Genomic DNA, 19,051 nt, shown 5'->3' with positions numbered 1-19,051 from the left:
CGGTCACTGCTCCTCAGTGGCCTCGGCGGCCTCGGTGTCCTTGTGGGACAGGGCTCGGACGGTGCGGGACGGGCTGGGTCGGCCCAGTTGGCCGGCCATCCACGCGCTGGTGGCGACGAGACGGCCGAGGTCGACTCCGGTGTCGATGCCGAGACCCTGCAGCATCCACACGAGGTCTTCGGTGGCGAGATTTCCGGTGGCCGACTTGGCGTACGGGCAGCCGCCCAGGCCGCCCGCCGATGCGTCGACGGTGGTGACGCCGTGTTCGAGGGCGGCGTAGGTGTTGGCCAGCGCCTGGCCGTAGGTGTCGTGGAAGTGGACGCCCAACCGCTCGACGGCGGTGCCCTGTTCGCCGAGCTCGTTCAGGAGCGCGCGCACATGGCCCGGTGTGGCGACCCCGATCGTGTCGCCCAGGCTCAGTTCGTCGCAGCCCATGTCCAGCAGGGCCCGGCAGACCCGGACCACCTGCGGGATCGGGACCGGCCCCTCCCAGGGGTCGCCGAAGCACATGGACAGATAGCCGCGGACATGGACCTGCTGGGACTTGGCGCGGGCCACCACCGGCTCGAACATGGCCAGCGCCTCGTCCACGGTGCGGTTGAGGTTGGCCTTCGCGAAGGACTCGGTGGCACTGGCGAAGACCGCGACGCGGCGGGCACCGAGGGCCAGGGCCCGGTCGAGGCCGCGCTCGTTCGGGACGAGCACCGGCAGGTCCACCGGGAGGCCGGAGACCTGCGGGAACAGCTGCTCCGCGTCGGCGAGTTGGGGCACCCACTTGGGGTGCACGAAGCTCGTGGCCTCGATCGTGGTCAGGCCGGCGTCGGACAGCCGGCGCACGAACTCCGCCTTGACCTCCGTCGGCACGGTCGCCTTCTCGTTCTGCAGGCCGTCACGGGCGCCGACCTCATGGATGCGGACCCGGGCCGGCAGACCGGGAGCCGGTACCGCCATGGGCAGCGTCATTTCTCCTCCTCGTGCGGTGCGATGACGGCCAGCACCTGATCCATGGCGACCGTCGTGCCCGGCGCGACGTCCAGTTCGGCGACCGTGCCGGCGTGCGGGGCGGAGATGACGTGCTCCATCTTCATCGCCTCGACGACCAGCAGGCTCTGGCCCGCGCCCACCTCGTCGCCGACGGCGACCTTCACCACGGTGACCGTGCCGGGCATGGGGGCGGTCAGCGAGTCGGCGCCGGCGTGGCCCGCGCGCGTGAGGGACGCGGCGACCGGGTCGTGGTCGCGCACGTGCCAGGCGTCGCCGTCGCGGCCGATCCAGTCGCCGGCGCGGTGGAAGGTGTGCCGCACGCCGTCCAGGGTGACCGCCACGGTGTCGCCGGTGACGGTGTGGGCGCCGCGCGCCTCGTGCGTGACGGGGTCGAGGCCCGGCAGCCGGAGGGGGAAGGCGACGGGCCGGGGCGTGCCGCCCAGCCGCCAGCCGCCGGGCACCGAGAACGGGTCGCGCCAGCCGTCGCCGGCCGGCTCCAGCGCCTGCAGCCGTACGGCCGCGGCCGCCTCGTAGACCTCGTCCGGGACGTCGGTGGAGACGAGCGAGTCCACCTCCCGCTCCACCAGGCCGGTGTCCAGCTCGCCCGCGACGACGTCAGGATGGGCCAGCAGGCGGCGCAGGAACCCGGCGTTGGTCTGCACGCCCAGCGTCACCGTCGCGGCGAGGGCCGAGCGCAGCTTGCGGATCGCCGTCTCGCGGTCCGGGCCGTAGGCGATCACCTTGGACAGCATCGGGTCGTAGAGGCTGCCGACCTCGGTGCCCTCGCTGAGCCCGGAGTCGGTGCGGATGCCGTCGCCCTGCGGTTCGCGCAGTCTGAGGACGGTGCCGCCGGAGGGCAGGAAGCCGCGCGCGGGGTCCTCGGCGCAGACACGGGCCTCGATCGCGTGCCCGGTCAGCGTGATGTCGTCCTGCGCGTACGGCAGTTGCTCGCCCGCCGCCACCCGCAGCTGCCACTCCACCAGGTCCAGGCCCGTGATCAACTCGGTGACCGGGTGCTCGACCTGGAGGCGGGTGTTCATCTCCATGAAGTAGTACGACGACGGGTCGCCGCCCGGCACGATGAACTCCACCGTGCCCGCGCCGCGGTAGCCGCAGGAGCGGGCCGCCTGCACGGCCGCCTGGCCCATGGCCGCGCGCGTGGCCTCGTCGAGGAGCACGCTGGGCGCCTCCTCGATGATCTTCTGGTGCCGGCGCTGGAGCGAGCACTCGCGCTCGCCCAGGTGCACGACGTTGCCGTGGCCGTCGGCGAGGACCTGGATCTCGATGTGCCGGGGCCGGTCCACCCACCGCTCCACCAGGAGCGTGTCGTCGCCGAAGGAGGCGCGCGCCTCGCGCCGGGCGGAGGCGATCTCGTCCGCCAGCCTCTCCTCGTCCCGCACCAGCCGCATGCCCTTGCCGCCGCCGCCGGCCGAGGGCTTCAGCAGCACCGGCATGCCGATCTCGCGGGCGGCGTCGGCGAGCTGGCCGTCCGTCAGGCCGCTGCCGCTGGAGCCGGGGACGACCGGGACCCCGGCCGCCTTCACCGTCTCCTTGGCGCGGATCTTGTCGCCCATCAGGGAGATGGCGTCCGCGGGCGGTCCGATGAAGACCAGCCCGGCGTCCTCGCAGGCCCGCGCGAAGGCGGCGTTCTCCGCGAGGAAGCCGTAGCCGGGGTGGACGGCCTGGGCGCCGGTGCGGGCGGCGGCCTCCAGCAGCCGCCCGGCCGACAGATAGCTCTCGGACGCCGGGGCCGGACCGATCCGGACCGCCGTGTCGGCCTCGCGCACATGGCGTGCTTCGGCGTCCGCGTCGGAGAAGACGGCCACCGAGCGCACGCCCAGGGAGCGGAGCGTACGGATCACGCGGACGGCGATCTCGCCCCGGTTGGCCACGAGCACTGTGTCGAACATGGGTCCCCTCCTCACATCCGGAAGACGCCGAACTGGGGGTCACCCAGGGGCGCGTTGGCACAGGCGGTCAGTGCGAGACCCAGCACCTGGCGGGTCTCCAGCGGGTCGATGACGCCGTCGTCCCAGAGGCGGGCGGTGGCGTAGTAGGCGTTGCCCTGGCGCTCGTACTGCTGCCGGATCGGCGCCTTGAAGGACTCCTCGTCCTCGGCCGGCCACCCCTCGCCCCGGGCCTCCAGCTGGTCCCGCTTGACGGTGGCGAGGACCGAGGCGGCCTGCTCGCCGCCCATGACGGAGATCTTGGCGTTGGGCCACATCCACAGGAAGCGGGGGGAGTAGGCCCGGCCGCACATCGAGTAGTTGCCCGCGCCGTACGAACCGCCCACGACGACCGTCAGCTTCGGCACGCGCGTGCAGGCCACGGCCGTGACCATCTTGGCGCCGTGCTTGGCGATGCCGCCCGCCTCGTAGTCCTTGCCGACCATGAAGCCGGAGATGTTCTGCAGGAAGACCAGGGGGATGCCGCGCTGGTCGCACAGCTCGATGAAGTGGGCGCCCTTCTGGGCGGATTCGGAGAACAGGATGCCGTTGTTGGCGACGATCCCGACCGGGTGGCCCTGGATGTGGGCGAAGCCGGTGACCAGGGTCTGCCCGAACTCCGCCTTGAACTCCGCGAACCGGGAGCCGTCGGCCACGCGGGCGATGATCTCGCGCACGTCGTACGGGGTGCGGGAGTCCACCGGCACCGCGCCGTACAGGCCGTAGGGGTCGACCTTCGGCTCGGCCGCGGGGCGCACCTCCCAGGGCAGCGCGCCGCGCGCGGGCAGCGTGGCGGCGATGGTGCGGACGATGCTCAGCGCGTGCGCGTCGTCCTCCGCGAGGTGGTCGGTGACGCCGGAGATGCGGGAGTGGACCTCGCCGCCGCCGAGCTCCTCGGCGGTCACCACCTCACCGGTGGCGGCCTTCACCAGGGGAGGGCCGCCCAGGAAGATGGTGCCCTGGTTGCGGACGATGACCGCCTCGTCGCTCATCGCCGGGACGTACGCCCCGCCGGCCGTGCACGAGCCGAGGACCGCGGCGATCTGCGGGATGCCTGCGCCCGACATCCGCGCCTGGTTGTAGAAGATCCGCCCGAAGTGCTCCCGGTCCGGGAAGACCTCGTCCTGCATGGGCAGGAAGGCGCCGCCGGAGTCGACCAGGTAGATGCAGGGCAGGCGGTTCTCCAGGGCCACCTCCTGGGCGCGCAGGTGCTTCTTCACCGTCATCGGGTAGTACGTCCCGCCCTTGACGGTGGCGTCGTTGGCGACGACCACGCACTCGCGCCCGCTGACCCGGCCGATCCCGGCGATGACGCCGGCGGCCGGTGCCGCCCCGTCGTACAGCCCGTCGGCGGCCAGCGGCGCCAGCTCCAGGAACGGTGAGCCCTGGTCGAGCAGCGTGTCCACCCGGTCGCGGGGCAGCAGCTTCCCGCGCGCGGTGTGCCTGGCCCGCGCCCTCTCGCCGCCGCCGAGCCGCGCCGCGGCCAGCTTGCCGTGCAGCTCCTCTACGAGTGCGCGGTGCGCCGCCTCGTTGGCCCGCCAGGCCTCCGACGCGGGGTCTGCCGCGCTCGTCAGCTCCGGTGCCTCGTGCATCCTGCGGTCCCCTCACCCAGTGGTCGGACTGTTAATGAGCGTTAACCATTTCCATCAGGTTAACGACCGCTAACCTTCCTGTCTAGAATTACCTTCATGGCCACCAGAACCGACGCCCCCACCCGCCGCGAGCAGATCCTCAAGGAGGCCGCGCGGCTGTTCGCCGAGCGCGGTTTCCACGGGGTCGGAGTCGACGAGATAGGTGCCGCCGTCGGCATCAGCGGCCCGGGCCTGTACCGCCACTTCGCGGGCAAGGACGCGATGCTCGCCGAGCTGCTGGTGGGGATCAGCGGCCAGCTGCTGACGGGTGCGAAGCGGCGCCTCCAGGAGGCCGACGGGACGCCCCCCGAGGCGGTCCTCGACTCGCTCATCGAAGGGCACATCGACTTCGCGCTCGACGACCGTCCCCTGATCACCCTGCACGACCGCGAGCTGGACCGCCTGCGGGACAGCGACCGCAAGCTGGTGCGCCAGCTCCAGCGGCAGTACGTCGAGCTGTGGGTGGCGGTGCTGCGGGAGGTCTACCCGGGCGTCACCGAGCCCGCGGCCCGGTCCGCCGTGCACTCGGTCTTCGGCCTGCTCAACTCCACCCCGCACCTGGGCCGCCCGGGCTCGCTGCCCGGCCGCGGGACCACGGCGGAGCTGCTGCACCGCATGGCCAAGGGGGCCTTCGCGGCCGCCGCGGCGTGACGAGCGTTACGGGATCTCCTCTGGACGCCTCTCCCTACCCGCCGGTACCTTAAGAATCTGAGCAAGCGCTTAGACACGGGAACCAGGAGGTGGCGGCGGTGCGCCGTACGGTGTTCAACGAGGACCACGAGGCGTTCCGGGAGACCATCCGGGCCTTCATCGAGGCCGAGGTCGTGCCCGTCTACGACGAGTGGTTCGCAGCCGGCCAGGCGCCGCGCGACTTCTACCACAAGCTCGGCGAGCTGGGCATCTTCGGCATCAACGTGCCCGAGGAGTTCGGCGGCGCGGGCCTGGACACCCACAAGTTCGAGGCGGTCCTCTACGAGGAGACCGCCCGCGCGGGCGTCCAGTTCGGCGGCTCCGGCGTGCACGTGCTGCTCGCCCTGCCGTACATCAAGATGCTCGCCACCGACGAGCAGAAGAAGCGCTACCTCGAGAAGTTCGTCACCGGCGAGGAGATGTGGGCCCTCGCGATGACCGAGCCGGGCACCGGCTCCGACCTCGCGGGCATGAAGACCACCGCCAAGCTCTCCGAGGACGGCACGCACTACGTCCTCAACGGCGCCAAGACGTTCATCACCGGCGGCGTCCACGCCGACCGCGTCATCGTCTGCGCCCGCACCTCCGCGCCGACCGCCGAGGACCGCCGCTTCGGCATCTCCCTGTTCGCCGTCGACACCAAGTCCGAGGGCTACTCCATCGGCCGCAAGCTGGACAAGCTGGGCCTGAAGACCTCCGACACCGCCGAGCTGGCGTTCGTCGACGTGAAGGTCCCGGTCGAGGACCTGCTCGGCGAGGAGAACAAGGGCTTCTACTACCTCGGCCACAACCTCGCCTCCGAGCGCTGGGGCATCGCCTTCGGCGCCTACGCGCAGGCCAAGGCCGCCGTGCGGTTCGCCAAGGAGTACGTCCAGGAGCGCACCGTCTTCGGCAAGACCGTCGCGTCCTTCCAGAACACCAAATTCGAGCTGGCCGCCTGCCAGGCCGAGGTGGACGCCGCCGAGGCCGTCGCCGACCGCGCCCTGGAGGCCCTGGACGCCGGCGAGCTGACCCCCGCCGAGGCCGCCAGCGCCAAGCTGTTCTGCACCGAGGTCGCGCACCGCGTCATCGACCGCTGCCTCCAGCTGCACGGCGGCTACGGCTTCATGAACGAGTACCCGATCGCCCGTCTCTACGCGGACAACCGGGTCAACCGCATCTACGGCGGCACCAGCGAGATCATGAAGACGATCATCGCCAAGAACATGGGTCTGTAAGACCCCGGAAACCCGAGGAAACGACTGGCGGGTACAACTGTCTGCCATGAGCCAGGCACTACAGGTTCTCCTCGATCTGCTCGACCTGGAGCAGATCGAGGAGAACATCTTCCGCGGGCAGTCCCGGTCCGCCGTCGTCCCGCGCGTCTTCGGCGGACAGGTGGCGGCCCAGGCCCTGGTCGCCGCCGGGCGCACGGTCCCCGCGGACCGGCACGCCCACTCCCTGCACGCGTACTTCCTGCGGCCCGGCGACCCGGGCGCGCCGATCGTCTACGACGTCGACCGCATCCGTGACGGACGCTCCTTCACCACCCGCCGGGTGGTCGCCGTCCAGCACGGCAAGCCGATCTTCCACCTCTCGGCCTCCTTCCAGGGCGACGAGGAGGGCCTGGACCACCAGGCGCCGATGCCGGCCGCGCCCGACCCGGCCACCCTGCCCACCTCCCAGGAGCGGCTGCGCGGCTACGGCCACCTCGACCCCGTGGTGGTCGAGAAGTTCCTGGAGGCACGCGAGGCCGTCGACCTGCGCTACGTCGAGGAGCCGCCGTACGGGAAGTTCGGCGAACCGCGGGAGCCGCACTCCCAGGTCTGGTTCCGCACCAACGGCAAGCTCGAGGGCGCCATCGACGAGCCCCTGCTGCACGTCGTGCTGGCCACGTACGTCTCCGACATGACCCTGCTCGACTCGGTGCTGCTCGCGCACGGCCGCGGCGGCTGGGCGGTCGGGGACGTGGTCGGGGCCTCGCTCGACCACGCCATGTGGTTCCACCGGCCCTTCCGTGCCGACGAATGGCTGCTGTACGACCAGGAGTCGCCCTCGGCGCACGGCGGGCGCGGGCTCGGACAGGCCCGTATCTACACCCAGGACGGGCAGCTCGCCATCTCCGTCATCCAGGAAGGTCTGGTGCGCGTTCCTCGGGAACACTGAGGGGCATGACGCCTGAACAGGAGGGCGGCGGCGAGAGCGTCTTCACGGTCGTGGTCGCCGCCGTCGCCAATCTCGGGATCGCCCTCGCCAAGGCGGTCGCCGGCATCATCAGCGGATCCAGCGCGATGCTCTCCGAGGCCGCGCACTCGGTCGCCGACACGGTCACCGAGGTCCTGCTGCTGACCGCCCTCAAGCGCAGCGAGAAGCCCGCCGACGAGGAACACCCCCTCGGCTACGGCCCCGAGCGCTACATCTGGGCGATGCTCGCCGCGGTCGCGACCTTCGTCGGCGGCGCGGTCTTCTCCATCTACGACGGCATCCACACGCTCGCGGCGGGTGAGGAGCTGGGCGATCCGCTCGTGTCGTACGTCGTGCTGCTGATCGCCTTCCTGCTGGAGGGGTTCTCGCTGCGCACCGGGCTGCGCCAGGCGCGCGGTGAGGCCCGGCGGGTGCGGGCACCCTTCAAGCTCTACCTCCGCCACACCCCCGACACCGCCGTGAAGGCCGTCGTCCTGGAGGACTCGGCCGCGCTGATCGGCCTGGTGCTCGCCGCGGGCGGCCTGCTCGGCGGGCAGCTCACCGGGTCCGGCGTCTGGGACGGCGTCGCCTCGCTGCTGATCGGCCTGCTGCTGCTCGTCGTCGCCTGGGTGCTGGGCCGCTCCAACGCCGAGCTGCTCATCGGGCGCCCGCTGCCGAAGCCGATGCGGCAGCGGATCCGCGCCGAGCTGCTGGAGGTCGAGCACATCGAGGCCGTCCTCGAACTCATCACCCTCATGCAGGGCCCGCGCGAAGCGCTGGTCGCCGCCAAGATCGACTTCCGTGACCGCTCGACGGCGGCACAGATCGAGTGGGCCTGCGAAACCGCCGAACTCCGCCTGCGCTCGGTCTTCCCGGCGGTCACCCGGGTGTACCTGGACCCGACACCGGGGTTCGCGCAGCGGCGGTCGGAGGGGCTGAACCCCTGGCCGTGAGGGGCCCTGAAAGTCGGTTGAGGCGGGCGGCCCGGCACGGTGGGATGGCCGTATGACGGAGACCTGGAACTGGCGCGGCGGGCGGATCAGGGACGCGTTCCTCGTGGCCGCGGACATCGCCGCCCGGCTGCTCGCCGAACCGGCCGTCGCCGCCGGCTGGGACCGGCCGAGCGTGCTGGAGCACTTCCGTGTGCGGGGGCTGGCCGGGCACATGTTCTGGCAGGAGCTCGCGCTGCCCGGGCTGCTCGCCGACCCGGTGCCCGCCCAGCCGGTGGTGTCGCTGCGCACGTACTACCTGGAGAAGGTGATCTGGCTGGACGCCGGCCCCGGCGCACCCGTCAGCGGGCGGATCCGGGAGGGCGGCGAGGCGACCGCCGCGGACGGCCACGCGGCGCTGCACGCGCGCGTGCGCGAGGCGCTGGACCTGCTGCGGACCGAGGTGCCCGGCGCGCCCGCCGCACGGCCGCTCCACATCCCCTCCTGGGGCGACTGGTCCCTCGAACTCGACGACTTCCTGCTCACCCGGCTGCTGGAACTCGTCGTGCACAGCGACGACCTGGCGTCGAGCGCGGGCCTGCCGGCTCCGGCGTTCCCCGAGCAGGTCACCGCGCCCGTGGTCGAGCTGCTCGCCCGGCTCGCGGTCCGCCGCCACGGCACCGTGGACGTGATCAGGGGGCTCGCCCGCGCCGAGCGCGCCCCCGCCTCGATCGCCGGAATCTGAACGCCGGAATCCGTCCGCCGAAGTCCGGCGAACTCCGGCGGTGGCTCAGGAGAGCCCCGCCTCCGCCAGCAGGTACGCCGTCATCGGGTCGTAGTGCCGCGGGCTGACGACGTGGTCGTCGAGCGGGACCACGACCTGGACGGTGCCCTCCGACTCCGCGAGGAAGAGCGCCGGGTCGTTGCAGTCCGCGTAGCCGACCGAGTCGACGCCGTGCTGGCCCGCGTAGCCCGCCCAGCCGTGGTCGGCGACGACCAGGTCCGGCAGCGGGCGGTCGGAGTTGCCCAGCGCCGTGAGGATGGCCTTCATCGGCTCGCCGGAGTGCGTGTGCCACAGGGAGGCGCCGTGCTCCAGGACCGCGACGTCCGCGAGCTGCCAGACGTAGCCCTCCTCCGTCTGGAGCCCCTCCGGGATCACGGTGATCTCGCAGCCGGCCCCCCGCAGCGCGGCGGCCGTGGCCCGGTGCACGTCGAGCAGCCCGCCCGGGTGGCCGGTCGCGAACAGCACCCGCTGCTGCCCGTCGGCCGCCTTGCGCAGCCGCGCCGCCATCCGGTCCAGGGCGTCGACGGTCAGCTCGGGATCGATGGTGTCCTGGCCGTACCGGTACTCGGGGTCGTCGTTGACGCCCACCCGCTCCGCCATCACCGCGAGCACGTCCTGCTCGTCCCGCCAGCGGTCGCCGAGCTCCAGGCCGAGCCAGTAGTGGCGGTCGCCGTTCGCCAGCTTGCGGTAGTGGCTGAGATTGTTCTCGCGGGGCGTCGCGACGTCGCCCGCGATGCGGGTCCGTACGAGGTGGTCGACGAGCTCGGCGCGGCTGGGTGTCCCGGGTATCGGCATGCAGCCCATTGTGGAGCAGGCGACGGTGCGAGTCCCTGGCGTCCCGCACCCTGGGACGTGGCTCACGTACTCATCGTCCTGGGTCTTCGTACCCATTGCCGTGCGCCGAACGCGCGTGCCCGTGCCCGTCTCGCGGCCCTCCCGCGCCCGTCCCATGGCCGGGTAGCGCCCCCTGGTGCTGCCGCAGCGCGAACCACAGCTCCATGCGGACGTCCGGGTCGTCCAGATCCGTGCCGAGGAGCGCGGCGCAGCGGGCGATGCGCTGGCGGACGGTGTTGCGGTGCACGGACAGGGCGACCGCCGTACGGTCCCAACTGCCGTGCAGGGAGAGCCAGGTGCGCAGCGTCTCGGTCAGCGCGGGGGTGGCCGTGACCGGTGCGAGCAGCAGCCGGGCGTGGGCCTCGGCCTCCTCGGGCGGCACCAGGTCGGCGAGGCCCGCGCGGTCGCCGTGGCGCACCAGGCCGGTGCGGGTGGCGCGGGCCCGCGCCAGCGCGCGGGCGGCCTGGGTGTCCGCGGCCGGCCACTCGGCCGGGTCCACGGCCGCGCTGACGCCCAGGGTCCAGCCCGGCTGCGCGTCCGGTTCGCGGTCGGCCGGCACGAGCACCCGTACGACGTCCTGCGCGAGGTCGACCAGCGGCGACCCGAGGGCCGCGCCCAGCGCGGAGGCCGCCACCGGGTCGGGGGACTGCGCGTCGGGCCGGGCGTGCACCACCAGCCAGCGCCCGGGCCCGAGGAGCGGGGCGACCCCGGCCGGCGGCGCGCCCAGCAGCAGCCGTACCAGCGCGGAGGACCGGGCCGCGCCCGAGCCGCTCTGCTGCTCGCCGGTGAGCAGGGTGAGCAGCACGGCGGCGACCGAGGCGATGGTGTGGTCGCCGGGGTCGCGCTGCGGTGCGGCGACCCCGAGCACGAAGCCCTGCCCGGCGCCGAGGGCGTAGGCGGCGAGGTGGGTGCCGGCCTTGCTGTCGGTCGCGGAGGTGGGGGTGCCCGGGCCCGAGGGGCGCACGACGTCGGCGAGCTGGGAGAGCGCTGCCGCGAGGTCGGTGGCGGCGGGGCGCCCCGCGGAGGCGATCCTCGCGCCGTCCGGCCCGTACAGCACCGCCCAGCCGCTCACGCGCTGGGCCAGCTGCCGCAGCACCGACGGCACCGGGTCCGGGCGGGAGGCCGCCGCCGCGAGGCTCTGCTGGGCCTCCGTGACCCGGCGCAGCTCGGCGAGCCGGGCCTGCGCCATGAGCTGCCAGACCGCGCGCGCCACACCGGAGAACGTGGTCCGCGGCGGGACCTCCAGCAGCGGGAGCCCGTGCGCCTCGCAGGCCGCCACCAGCGCGGGCGGCACCGTGTCGAACACGGGGGCCACGCCGAAGCCGACGGCGGCGCCGCCCGCCGCGACGATCCGCGCCACGTAGCCGTCGAAGTAGCCGTCCGGGCCGGCCCCCTCGGGGACGTGCACGCCGGCCGTCAGCAGCAGCTCCCCGCCCAGCAGGTAGGGATACGGATCGGCCATCTCCGAGGTGTGCACCCAGTGGATCACGGAGCCGGGCCCGGACGGCCCCGCGATCTGCCGCAGAGCCAGGTCCTCACGGGCCAGGAGCGACGCCAGGGGCACCGCCGGGGCAGGGGGGACAGCGGGATCCGGCATGGTGTGCGTTCCCTCCATGCGATGCCGTACGAATGGATGAAACGTACACTTCGCAGTCGCTTTCCGGCCACCTAAGGTCTGTGCTCATCACCCGCCGGCGAGACCGAGCGAAGGAGGCCCCGTGGCCGTCGACTACACCGTCATCGTCATCTACCTGGCCGGCATGCTGGCCATGGGCTGGTGGGGCATGCGCCGCGCCAGGTCGAAGAGCGACTTCCTGGTGGCCGGACGCCGCCTGGGACCCACCATGTACTCCGGCACCATGGCCGCGATCGTCCTGGGCGGCGCGTCCACCATCGGCGGCGTGGGCCTCGGCTACCAGTACGGCCTCTCCGGCGCCTGGATGGTCTTCACCATCGGCCTCGGCCTGCTCGCGCTGTCCGTCTTCTTCTCCGCCCGCATCGCCCGGCTGAAGGTCTACACCGTCTCCGAGATGCTGGACCTGCGCTACGGCGGCCGGGCCGGCGTCATCTCCGGCGTGGTCATGTGGGCGTACACGCTGATGCTCGCGGTCACCTCGACCATCGCGTACGCCACGATCTTCGACGTCCTGTTCGACATGAACCGGACCGTCGCGATCATCCTCGGCGGCTCGATCGTCGTCGCGTACTCGACGCTCGGCGGCATGTGGTCGATCACCCTCACCGACATGGTGCAGTTCGTGGTGAAGACGATCGGCGTGCTCCTGCTGCTGCTCCCCATCGCGGTCGTCAAGGCGGGCGGCTTCAGCGAGATGAAGGCCAAGCTGCCGACCACGTACTTCGACCCGCTGGGCATCGGCGGCGAGACGATCTTCACCTACGTCCTGATCTACACGTTCGGCATGCTGATCGGGCAGGACATCTGGCAGCGCGTGTTCACGGCCGGCAGCGACAGGACCGCCAAGTGGGGCGGCACGGTCGCGGGCACCTACTGCCTCGTCTACGCCCTGGCCGGCGCCGTCATCGGCACCGCGGCCAAGGTGCTGTACCCCAAGCTCGGCAGCGCCGACGACGCCTTCGCGACCATCGTGAAGGACGAACTGCCCGTCGGCGTCCGGGGCTTGGTCCTCGCCGCCGCCCTGGCCGCCGTGATGTCGACCTCCTCCGGCGCGCTGATCGCCTGTGCGACCGTCGCCAACAACGACATCTGGTCGCGGCTGCGCGGAGCGGTGCGCCGCTCGGACGAGCCGCACGACGAGGTCAGGGGCAACCGCGTCTTCATCCTGGTGATGGGCGTCGCGGTGATCGCCACGGCGATCGCGCTGAACAACGTCGTCGAGGCGCTGACCGTCGCCTACAACCTCCTCGTCGGCGGACTCCTCGTGCCCATCCTCGGCGGACTGCTGTGGAAGCGCGGCACCGCGCAGGGCGCCCTCGCCTCGGTCGCCGTCGGCGGCCTCGCGGTGGTCGGCCTGATGGCGGGTTACGGCATCCTGGCCAACGAGCCCGTCTACTACGGCCTGCTGTCCTCCCTCGTCGCCTACGTGGCCGTCTCCCTCGCCACACCGGCCACCGACGCCGCGGTCCTCGCCGCCTGGCGCGAACGGCTCGCCGGACGGACCCCGGAAGCCGCCGCCGAGCCTGTGCCCGCGGCCCAGTAGAGTCGTACAAGAAGCCGTACATATCGCTTCATACGCGATGAAGCGTAGGAAAGAAGGCAGCCCCCCATGAGCAGCAACGAGACGCCCCGCGGACCCGTCGACTCCTCCCGCATACCGCGGTACGCCGGACCCGCGACCTTCGCCCGGCTGCCCCGCCTCGACGAGGTCGGCACCGCCGACGTCGCCGTCGTGGGCGTGCCGTTCGACTCGGGCGTCTCGTACCGGCCGGGCGCCCGCTTCGGCGGCAACGCGATCCGCGAGGCGTCCCGGCTGCTGCGCCCCTACAACCCGGCGCAGGACGCGTCCCCCTTCGCCCTCGCCCAGGTCGCGGACGGCGGCGACATCGCGGTCAATCCGTTCAACATCAACGAGGCCGTCGACACGATCGAGGCCGCCGCCGACGAACTGCTCGGCACCGGCGCCCGCCTGATGACGCTGGGCGGCGACCACACCATCGCGCTGCCGCTGCTGCGGTCGGTGGCGAAGAGGCACGGTCCGGTGGCCCTGCTGCACTTCGACGCCCACCTCGACACCTGGGACACCTACTTCGGCGCCGAGTACACGCACGGCACGCCGTTCCGGCGCGCGGTGGAGGAGGGCATCCTCGACACCTCCGCCCTCTCCCACGTGGGCACCCGCGGCCCGCTCTACGGCAAGCAGGACCTCACCGACGACGAGAAGATGGGCTTCGGCATCGTCACCTCGGCGGACGTCTACCGCCGCGGCGCCGACGAGGTGGCCGACCAGCTGCGCGGGCGCATCGGCGACCGGCCGCTGTACATCTCCATCGACATCGACTGCCTGGACCCGGCGCACGCGCCCGGCACCGGCACCCCCGAGGCCGGCGGCATGACCTCCCGCGAGCTGCTGGAGATCCTGCGCGGGCTGGCATCCTGCCACCTGGTGTCGGCGGACGTCGTCGAGGTGGCTCCGGCCTACGACCACGCCGAGATCACGTCGGTGGCGGCCTCGCACACCGCGTACGAACTGACCACGATCATGTCCCGCCAGATTGCAGAGGCCCGCGAGAAGTGACGCACGACCACGACCTGGAACTCCGTCCGACGGCCGCGCAGACCGAGGCCGCGCTGAACCCGCCCGCCGGCCGCAACGGCGGAGACCTGGTCGTGGAGACGCTGACCGGGCTCGGCGCGACGACGGTGTTCGGGCTGCCCGGCCAGCACGCGCTGGGCATGTTCGACGCACTGCGCCGCTCCGACCTGCGCTACGTCGGCCTGCGGGTGGAGAACAACGCGGGCTTCGCGGCGGACGCGTACGGCCGCGTCACCGGCGAGGCGGCCCCGCTGCTGCTCTCGACCGGGCCCGGCGCGCTCACCTCGCTCGCCGCGCTGCAGGAGGCGCGCGCCGCCTCCGCACCGGTGCTGGCGATCAGCAGCCAGGTCCCGACGGCGGGACTGGGCGGCGGCCGCCACGGCTACCTCCACGAACTCCCGGACCAGGCAGCCTCGTTCAGGGGCGTCGTGAAGTCGGTCCACACAGTTCGCACCCCGTCCCAGATCCCGTCCGCGATCGCGGAGGCGTGGCAGTCGGCCCTGACCGCCCCGCACGGACCGGTGTGGGTGGAGATCCCGCAGGACGTGCTGCTCGCCGAGACGCACCTGCCGGTGGTGACGGCGGTCGACGCGACCCCGGACGACCTGCCGCCGCGCCCCGAACTCACCGCCGTGGCCGCCGACCTGCTCTCCCGCGCCGAGCGGCCCGCGATCATCGCGGGCGGGGGAGTGGTCCGGGCGGACGCCTCGGGCAAGCTGCGGCAGCTCGCCGAGCGGCTGCAGGCGCCGGTCGTCACGACCTTCGGCGGCAAGGGCGCCTTCCCCTGGACGCACCCGCTCTCCCTGCAGTCCTGGCTGGAGGACCGGCACACCACCGACCTGCTGGAGGACGCGGACGTCCTGCTCGTGGTCGGCTCGGGTCTCGGTGAACTCTCCTCGAACTACCACACGTTCAGGCCCCGCGGCCGGGTGATCCAGATCGAGGCGGACCTCGGCAAGCTGGAGTCCAACCACCCCGCGCTGGGCATCCACGCCGATGCGCGGCTCGCTTTGCAGGCACTGCTGGAGACCGTCTCCGAGCGCGTCGACCCGACCGCTCCGGAGCGGGTACGGGACCTGCTGTCCCGGGTCGCGGACCGCATCGCGGCGCAGGAACTCACCCTGGAACAGGACGTGCTGGCGTCCGTCCGCCGGGCCCTGCCGGCCGGCTCGCCGTCCTTCTGGGACATGACGATCCTCGCGTACTGGGCGTGGTCCGCCTTCGACGCGAAGTCCCCCAACGCCATGCACTCGGCGCAGGGCGCCGGCGGCCTCGGCTACGGCTTTCCGGCCGCGCTCGGCGCGGCCGCCGCGGACCCGACCCGCCCGGTCCTGGCCGTCTCCGGCGACGGCGGCGCCTTGTACTCCATCGCCGAACTCGCCACGGCCCGCCAGTACGACCTCGACGTCACCTGGCTCATCGTCGACGACGGCGGCTACGGCATCCTGCGCGAGTACATGACGGACGCCTTCGGGCAGCCGACGGCGACGGAGCTGACCTGCCCGGACTACGTGGCCCTCGCCGAGTCGTTCGGGGTCCCGGGGGTGCGGACGACCCCCGAGGCCCTGGAGACCGACCTGGCGAAGGCCCTCGCGTCGCCGGGCCCGTCGGTCGTCGTCCTGCCCGCCGTGCTGCGGATGTTCGCGCCGACGCACCTGGGCTGAGCGGTTCCTACCAGATCGCGTCCACCCACTCCGGGTGGTCGATGAACGGGTTCCGGTTGTGCTGGTAGGTGTCGTAGATGACCTGGTTGCGCTTCTCCTCGAAGGCGCTCGGCGGGTCCTCGTCGTTCCACTGCTTGAGGACCGAGAGCTTGCCCATGTAGGGGTTGCTGCCGTTGGCGACCCTCTCGTTGGGCTCCAGGTCGGCGAAGCCGTCGCCGCCGTCGTAGCGCACCGCCATGTAGAGGATCATGCGGGCCACGTCGCCCTTGTCGGCGTCGCGCGGCTCGAAGGAGTCGGAGTCGACCTTGCTGCCGCCGCCGTTGGTGACGGCGCTCCCGCCGTCGTCGAAGTCCAGGTTGCCGCGGATGCTGTTGACCTGGACGTCCGCCGGTCGCAGGTGGTGCAGGTCGGTGCCGGGTCCGGTGACCTCGCCGAAGTCGCCGTGCGACTTGGCCCAGGTGTGCTCCCGGTTCCAGTCGCCGACGTCCCCGCCGTTCAGGGACTTGGCGCGGGAGACGCCGCTGTAGAGCAGGATCACGTTGTTGCTGTTGTTCGGGTCCTGGTCGGTGACCTTCAGCGCGTTCCAGACCGCGGAGTACGAGATCTTGGTCTGGCTGCTGATGATCGTGTGCAGGGACGACTTGAGGCTCGCGCCCGTCTTGCCGATCGCGTTCTTGTAGTAGGTCGAGTCGTAGTCGGTCGTCGTGGCGGCGGCCGGGGCCGCGGTCAGGGCCGGGGTGGTGAGGCCGGCCAGGACGGCGGCGGTGGCCAGTGCGATCGACGTCCGGCGGCGTGTGCGTGTCGCCAGCATAAAGGGCTCCCCATCTACGCGGGTTGAACGGAGGCGGCAATCGGGAGCGTGACATGAACATGAGGTCGTGTCGATTAACGGGATGTGAAGAACGGCCCCCGACCGTGCGGTCGGGGGCCGTTGGGGGTGCCGTCAGTCGACGTCGGACGGGTCCAGCCGGTAGAGCGACGAGGAGGTGGAGGAGGACGAGGAGCTCTTGCTGTAGGCGCTCTCCTTCACGGCCGTTGCGTGCTTCTTCACCCAGTTCGACACGGCGGTGCTGACATCGTTGCCGCCGCCGCCCGGGCCGCCGCCCATGCCGCCGCCGACCTGGACGTAGTGCAACTCGCCCTTCTTCACGAGCTCCTTGAGCTTGGCGACGGTCATCGCCTTGTCGGAGCCGGTGAAGCCGAACATCGAGATGACGGGGACCTTGGCGGTCAGCTCGATCTGGCCCGCGCTCTGCGAGTTGGACACCGCGAGCAGCCAAGTGGCGCCGTCCCGGTGCTTCTCGAGGTAGGCGATGAGCTCGCTGTCGGCACCGCCCATACCGCCGCCCATGCCGCCGCCGCGGTTCCCGGAGGGTGCGTCGCCGCCGCCCGGTATCCGGCCCGTGCCGCCGCCCGGGAACTCCCCGTTCGCACCGCCCTGCCCGCCGCCCTGACCGGTGGGCGCACCGCTGGGGGCGCCGCCGCCCTGGGGGAGTTCGCCGCCGCCCGGCAGCTGGCCGTTGCCGCCGCCGGGGAACTCGCCGCCCTGCTGGGCGCCGCCCGGCAGCTCGCCGCCCTGCTGCGTACCGCCGCGCTCGGCGGCGCCCGGCATTCCGCCGCCGAAGCCGCCCCGGCCGCCACCGGGACCGCCCATGCCGCCCGTCGACGGTCCCGCCGTAGGGTTCGTGCCGCCCATCATGCCGCCGCCGGAGGAGCCGAAGGCGGGTGAGGCGGCGTACGCCGTCGGGCCCGCGAGGGCCGCCACGATCGCCGCGGCGAGGGACGCGGCCAGCAGCCGCACCCGGTTGCCCGACCGGAAGACGAACAGGCCCACGATCGCCAGGACCATGACGACGGCGACGGTCGGCCACAGCCAGGTGTGCCAGCCGGTGGCCCGGCGCAGCAGCACGACCGCCCAGATCCCGGTCACCGCGAGCCCGGCGGGCAGCACCCAGGACCAGCGGGCGTCGCCGCCGCGGAAGGCACGCCACAGCAGAACGCCGCCGCCGCCGGTGAGCGCCGCGATGCCCGGGGCGAGCGCGGTCGTGTAGTAGGGGTGCATGGTGCCCTCGGCCATCGCGAAGGTCAGGTAGTGCAGCACGAGCCAGCCGCCCCACAGCACCAGCGCGGCACGGGTGCCGTCGGCGCGCGGGGCGCGGCCGCACAGCACCAGTCCGGCGACGAGCGCGACGAAGGCGAAGGGGATGAGCCAGGAGATCTGGCCGCCGAGGATGTCGTTGAACATCCGGCCGAGGCCCGCGGTCCCGGCGAAGGTGCCTCCGCCACCGCCACCGCCACCGCCGTTGCCCTCGCCGCCGAGCACCCGGCCCAGGCCGTTGTAGCCCATGATCAGGTTCCAGGCGGAGCCGTCGGTCGAACCGCCGATGTAGGGGCGGTCGTCGGCGGGCACCAGCGACACCGCCGTCGCCCACCAGAAGCTGGAGACCGTCAGCGCCACCGCCGCCAGCGCCAGGTTGACGGCCTTCTTCCGCCAGCCCGGCCTCGAGGCGTAGAGGTACACGGCGAAGACCGCCGGCAGGGCGATGTAGCCCTGGAGCATCTTGGTGTTGAAGGCGAGTCCGAAGCAGACCGCGGAGCCGAGGAGCGGCAGCAGCCGGTCGGTGCGCACGGAGCGCAGGGCGAGGGCGGCGCCGCCGACCATCAGCAGGACCAGGAGCGTGTCGGGGTTGTTGTCCCGGTTGATGGCGACCGTGATGGGCGTGAGCGCGAGCACCAGCGCCGCGATCGCGGCCGCCGCGTGCCCGAAGTACCGCTTCACGGACGCGTGCAGGATCCAGATGGTGCCGAGCGCCGCCGCGATCTCGGGCGCCATCATCTGCCAGGTGCCGAAGCCGAACACGCGGCAGGACAGGCCCATGACCATGAGCGCGAACGGCGGCTTGTCGACGGTCATGAAGTTGCCGGCGTCGAGCGAGCCGAAGAACCACGCCTTCCAGCTCTGCGTGCCGCTGTAGACGGCGGCGCTGTAGAAGCTGTTGAGGCTGGAGCCGGACAGGTTCCAGGCGTACAGGACCGCCGCCAGGACCAGGATCGCGAGCAGGGCGGGCAGCGACCAGCGCGGGGCCTTGTCCGGGGGCCGCGCGGGCGGGGCCGGCGGCGGCCGGTCGGCGGACGTGGTCGGGGTGTGGGGGAGTGGATCGGTGGCAGATGTCACCCGCGCATCGTGCAGAGGC

General features: G+C 72.5%; 15 protein-coding genes. 8 read left to right on the top strand and 7 right to left on the bottom strand.

Annotated elements, in window-relative coordinates; translation table 11 throughout:
- Positions 1 to 3: 3 nt before the first annotated feature.
- Genes ACFU97_RS02295 through ACFU97_RS02285 form a run of 3 tightly spaced genes read right to left on the bottom strand, consistent with a single transcriptional unit; the run spans position 4 to position 4,522 of the window.
- Positions 4 to 963, bottom strand: coding sequence for a hydroxymethylglutaryl-CoA lyase (locus ACFU97_RS02295; RefSeq protein ID WP_384249726.1), 960 nt, complete (start codon positions 961 to 963; stop codon positions 4 to 6).
- Complete coding sequence (locus ACFU97_RS02290; protein ID WP_384249724.1) at positions 960 to 2,894, bottom strand: acetyl/propionyl/methylcrotonyl-CoA carboxylase subunit alpha; 1,935 nt, start codon at positions 2,892 to 2,894, stop codon at positions 960 to 962. The genes ACFU97_RS02295 and ACFU97_RS02290 overlap by 4 nt, the downstream gene beginning before the upstream one ends.
- 11 nt (positions 2,895 to 2,905) lie before the next feature.
- Positions 2,906 to 4,522 (bottom strand): carboxyl transferase domain-containing protein, encoded by a 1,617-nt coding sequence (locus ACFU97_RS02285; protein ID WP_384249721.1) that lies wholly within the window; start codon positions 4,520 to 4,522, stop codon positions 2,906 to 2,908.
- 96 nt (positions 4,523 to 4,618) lie between these two features.
- Between ACFU97_RS02285 and ACFU97_RS02280 the strand changes: the two genes are divergently transcribed.
- From ACFU97_RS02280 to ACFU97_RS02260, 5 genes are all read left to right on the top strand, one after another.
- Positions 4,619 to 5,212: a TetR/AcrR family transcriptional regulator gene (locus ACFU97_RS02280; protein WP_384249719.1), complete on the top strand. Its 594-nt coding sequence runs from the start codon at positions 4,619 to 4,621 to the stop codon at positions 5,210 to 5,212.
- 98 nt (positions 5,213 to 5,310) lie between these two features.
- On the top strand, positions 5,311 to 6,468 hold the full coding sequence (locus ACFU97_RS02275) for an acyl-CoA dehydrogenase family protein (protein WP_384249717.1): 1,158 nt from the start codon (positions 5,311 to 5,313) through the stop codon (positions 6,466 to 6,468).
- Positions 6,469 to 6,514: 46 nt separating this feature from the next.
- On the top strand, positions 6,515 to 7,396 hold the full coding sequence (locus ACFU97_RS02270) for an acyl-CoA thioesterase (protein WP_384249715.1): 882 nt from the start codon (positions 6,515 to 6,517) through the stop codon (positions 7,394 to 7,396).
- Between the two features lie 5 nt (positions 7,397 to 7,401).
- Positions 7,402 to 8,367, top strand: coding sequence for a cation diffusion facilitator family transporter (locus ACFU97_RS02265; protein ID WP_384249713.1), 966 nt, complete (start codon positions 7,402 to 7,404; stop codon positions 8,365 to 8,367).
- Between the two features lie 52 nt (positions 8,368 to 8,419).
- Positions 8,420 to 9,088 carry a maleylpyruvate isomerase N-terminal domain-containing protein gene (locus ACFU97_RS02260; protein WP_384249710.1) on the top strand — a complete coding sequence of 223 codons (669 nt, stop codon included), beginning with the start codon at positions 8,420 to 8,422 and terminating at the stop codon, positions 9,086 to 9,088.
- Positions 9,089 to 9,133: 45 nt separating this feature from the next.
- On the opposite strand, the gene ACFU97_RS02255 is transcribed toward ACFU97_RS02260, so the two are convergent.
- A complete protein-coding gene (locus tag ACFU97_RS02255) occupies positions 9,134 to 9,922 on the bottom strand; it encodes a phosphatase (protein ID WP_384249707.1) in 789 nt (262 codons plus the stop codon).
- A 70-nt stretch (positions 9,923 to 9,992) separates the two neighbouring features.
- Positions 9,993 to 11,558 (bottom strand): PucR family transcriptional regulator, encoded by a 1,566-nt coding sequence (locus ACFU97_RS02250; protein ID WP_384249704.1) that lies wholly within the window; start codon positions 11,556 to 11,558, stop codon positions 9,993 to 9,995.
- Positions 11,559 to 11,679: 121 nt separating this feature from the next.
- Between ACFU97_RS02250 and ACFU97_RS02245 the strand changes: the two genes are divergently transcribed.
- The 3 genes from ACFU97_RS02245 (at position 11,680) to ACFU97_RS02235 (ending at position 15,857) form a co-directional block, all read left to right on the top strand.
- A complete protein-coding gene (locus tag ACFU97_RS02245) occupies positions 11,680 to 13,140 on the top strand; it encodes a sodium:solute symporter (protein WP_384249702.1) in 1,461 nt (486 codons plus the stop codon).
- 66 nt (positions 13,141 to 13,206) lie between these two features.
- The gene (gene speB / locus ACFU97_RS02240) at positions 13,207 to 14,175 is read left to right on the top strand and encodes an agmatinase (RefSeq protein WP_384249699.1); all 969 of its coding nucleotides are present in this window, start codon (positions 13,207 to 13,209) and stop codon (positions 14,173 to 14,175) included.
- Positions 14,172 to 15,857, top strand: a complete 1,686-nt coding sequence (locus ACFU97_RS02235; RefSeq protein WP_384249697.1) for a thiamine pyrophosphate-binding protein — start codon at positions 14,172 to 14,174, stop codon at positions 15,855 to 15,857. Before speB ends, ACFU97_RS02235 begins: the two co-directional genes overlap by 4 nt.
- A 7-nt stretch (positions 15,858 to 15,864) precedes the next feature.
- On the opposite strand, the gene ACFU97_RS02230 is transcribed toward ACFU97_RS02235, so the two are convergent.
- Together ACFU97_RS02230 and ACFU97_RS02225 are read right to left on the bottom strand one after the other, a co-directional pair.
- Positions 15,865 to 16,668, bottom strand: coding sequence for an endonuclease I family protein (locus ACFU97_RS02230; protein WP_384249695.1), 804 nt, complete (start codon positions 16,666 to 16,668; stop codon positions 15,865 to 15,867).
- Positions 16,669 to 16,800: 132 nt separating this feature from the next.
- Entirely contained in the window at positions 16,801 to 19,032 is a 2,232-nt protein-coding gene (locus ACFU97_RS02225) for a glycosyltransferase family 39 protein (protein ID WP_384249692.1), read from the bottom strand.
- Between the last annotated feature and the right edge of the window lie 19 nt (positions 19,033 to 19,051).

This window comes from Streptomyces sp. NPDC057616 (assembly GCF_042800575.1).
Classification (GTDB): Bacteria; Actinomycetota; Actinomycetes; order Streptomycetales; family Streptomycetaceae; genus Streptomyces.
Note: the sequence above shows the minus strand (reverse complement) of the source record. Positions and strands in the feature narration are given on the sequence as shown.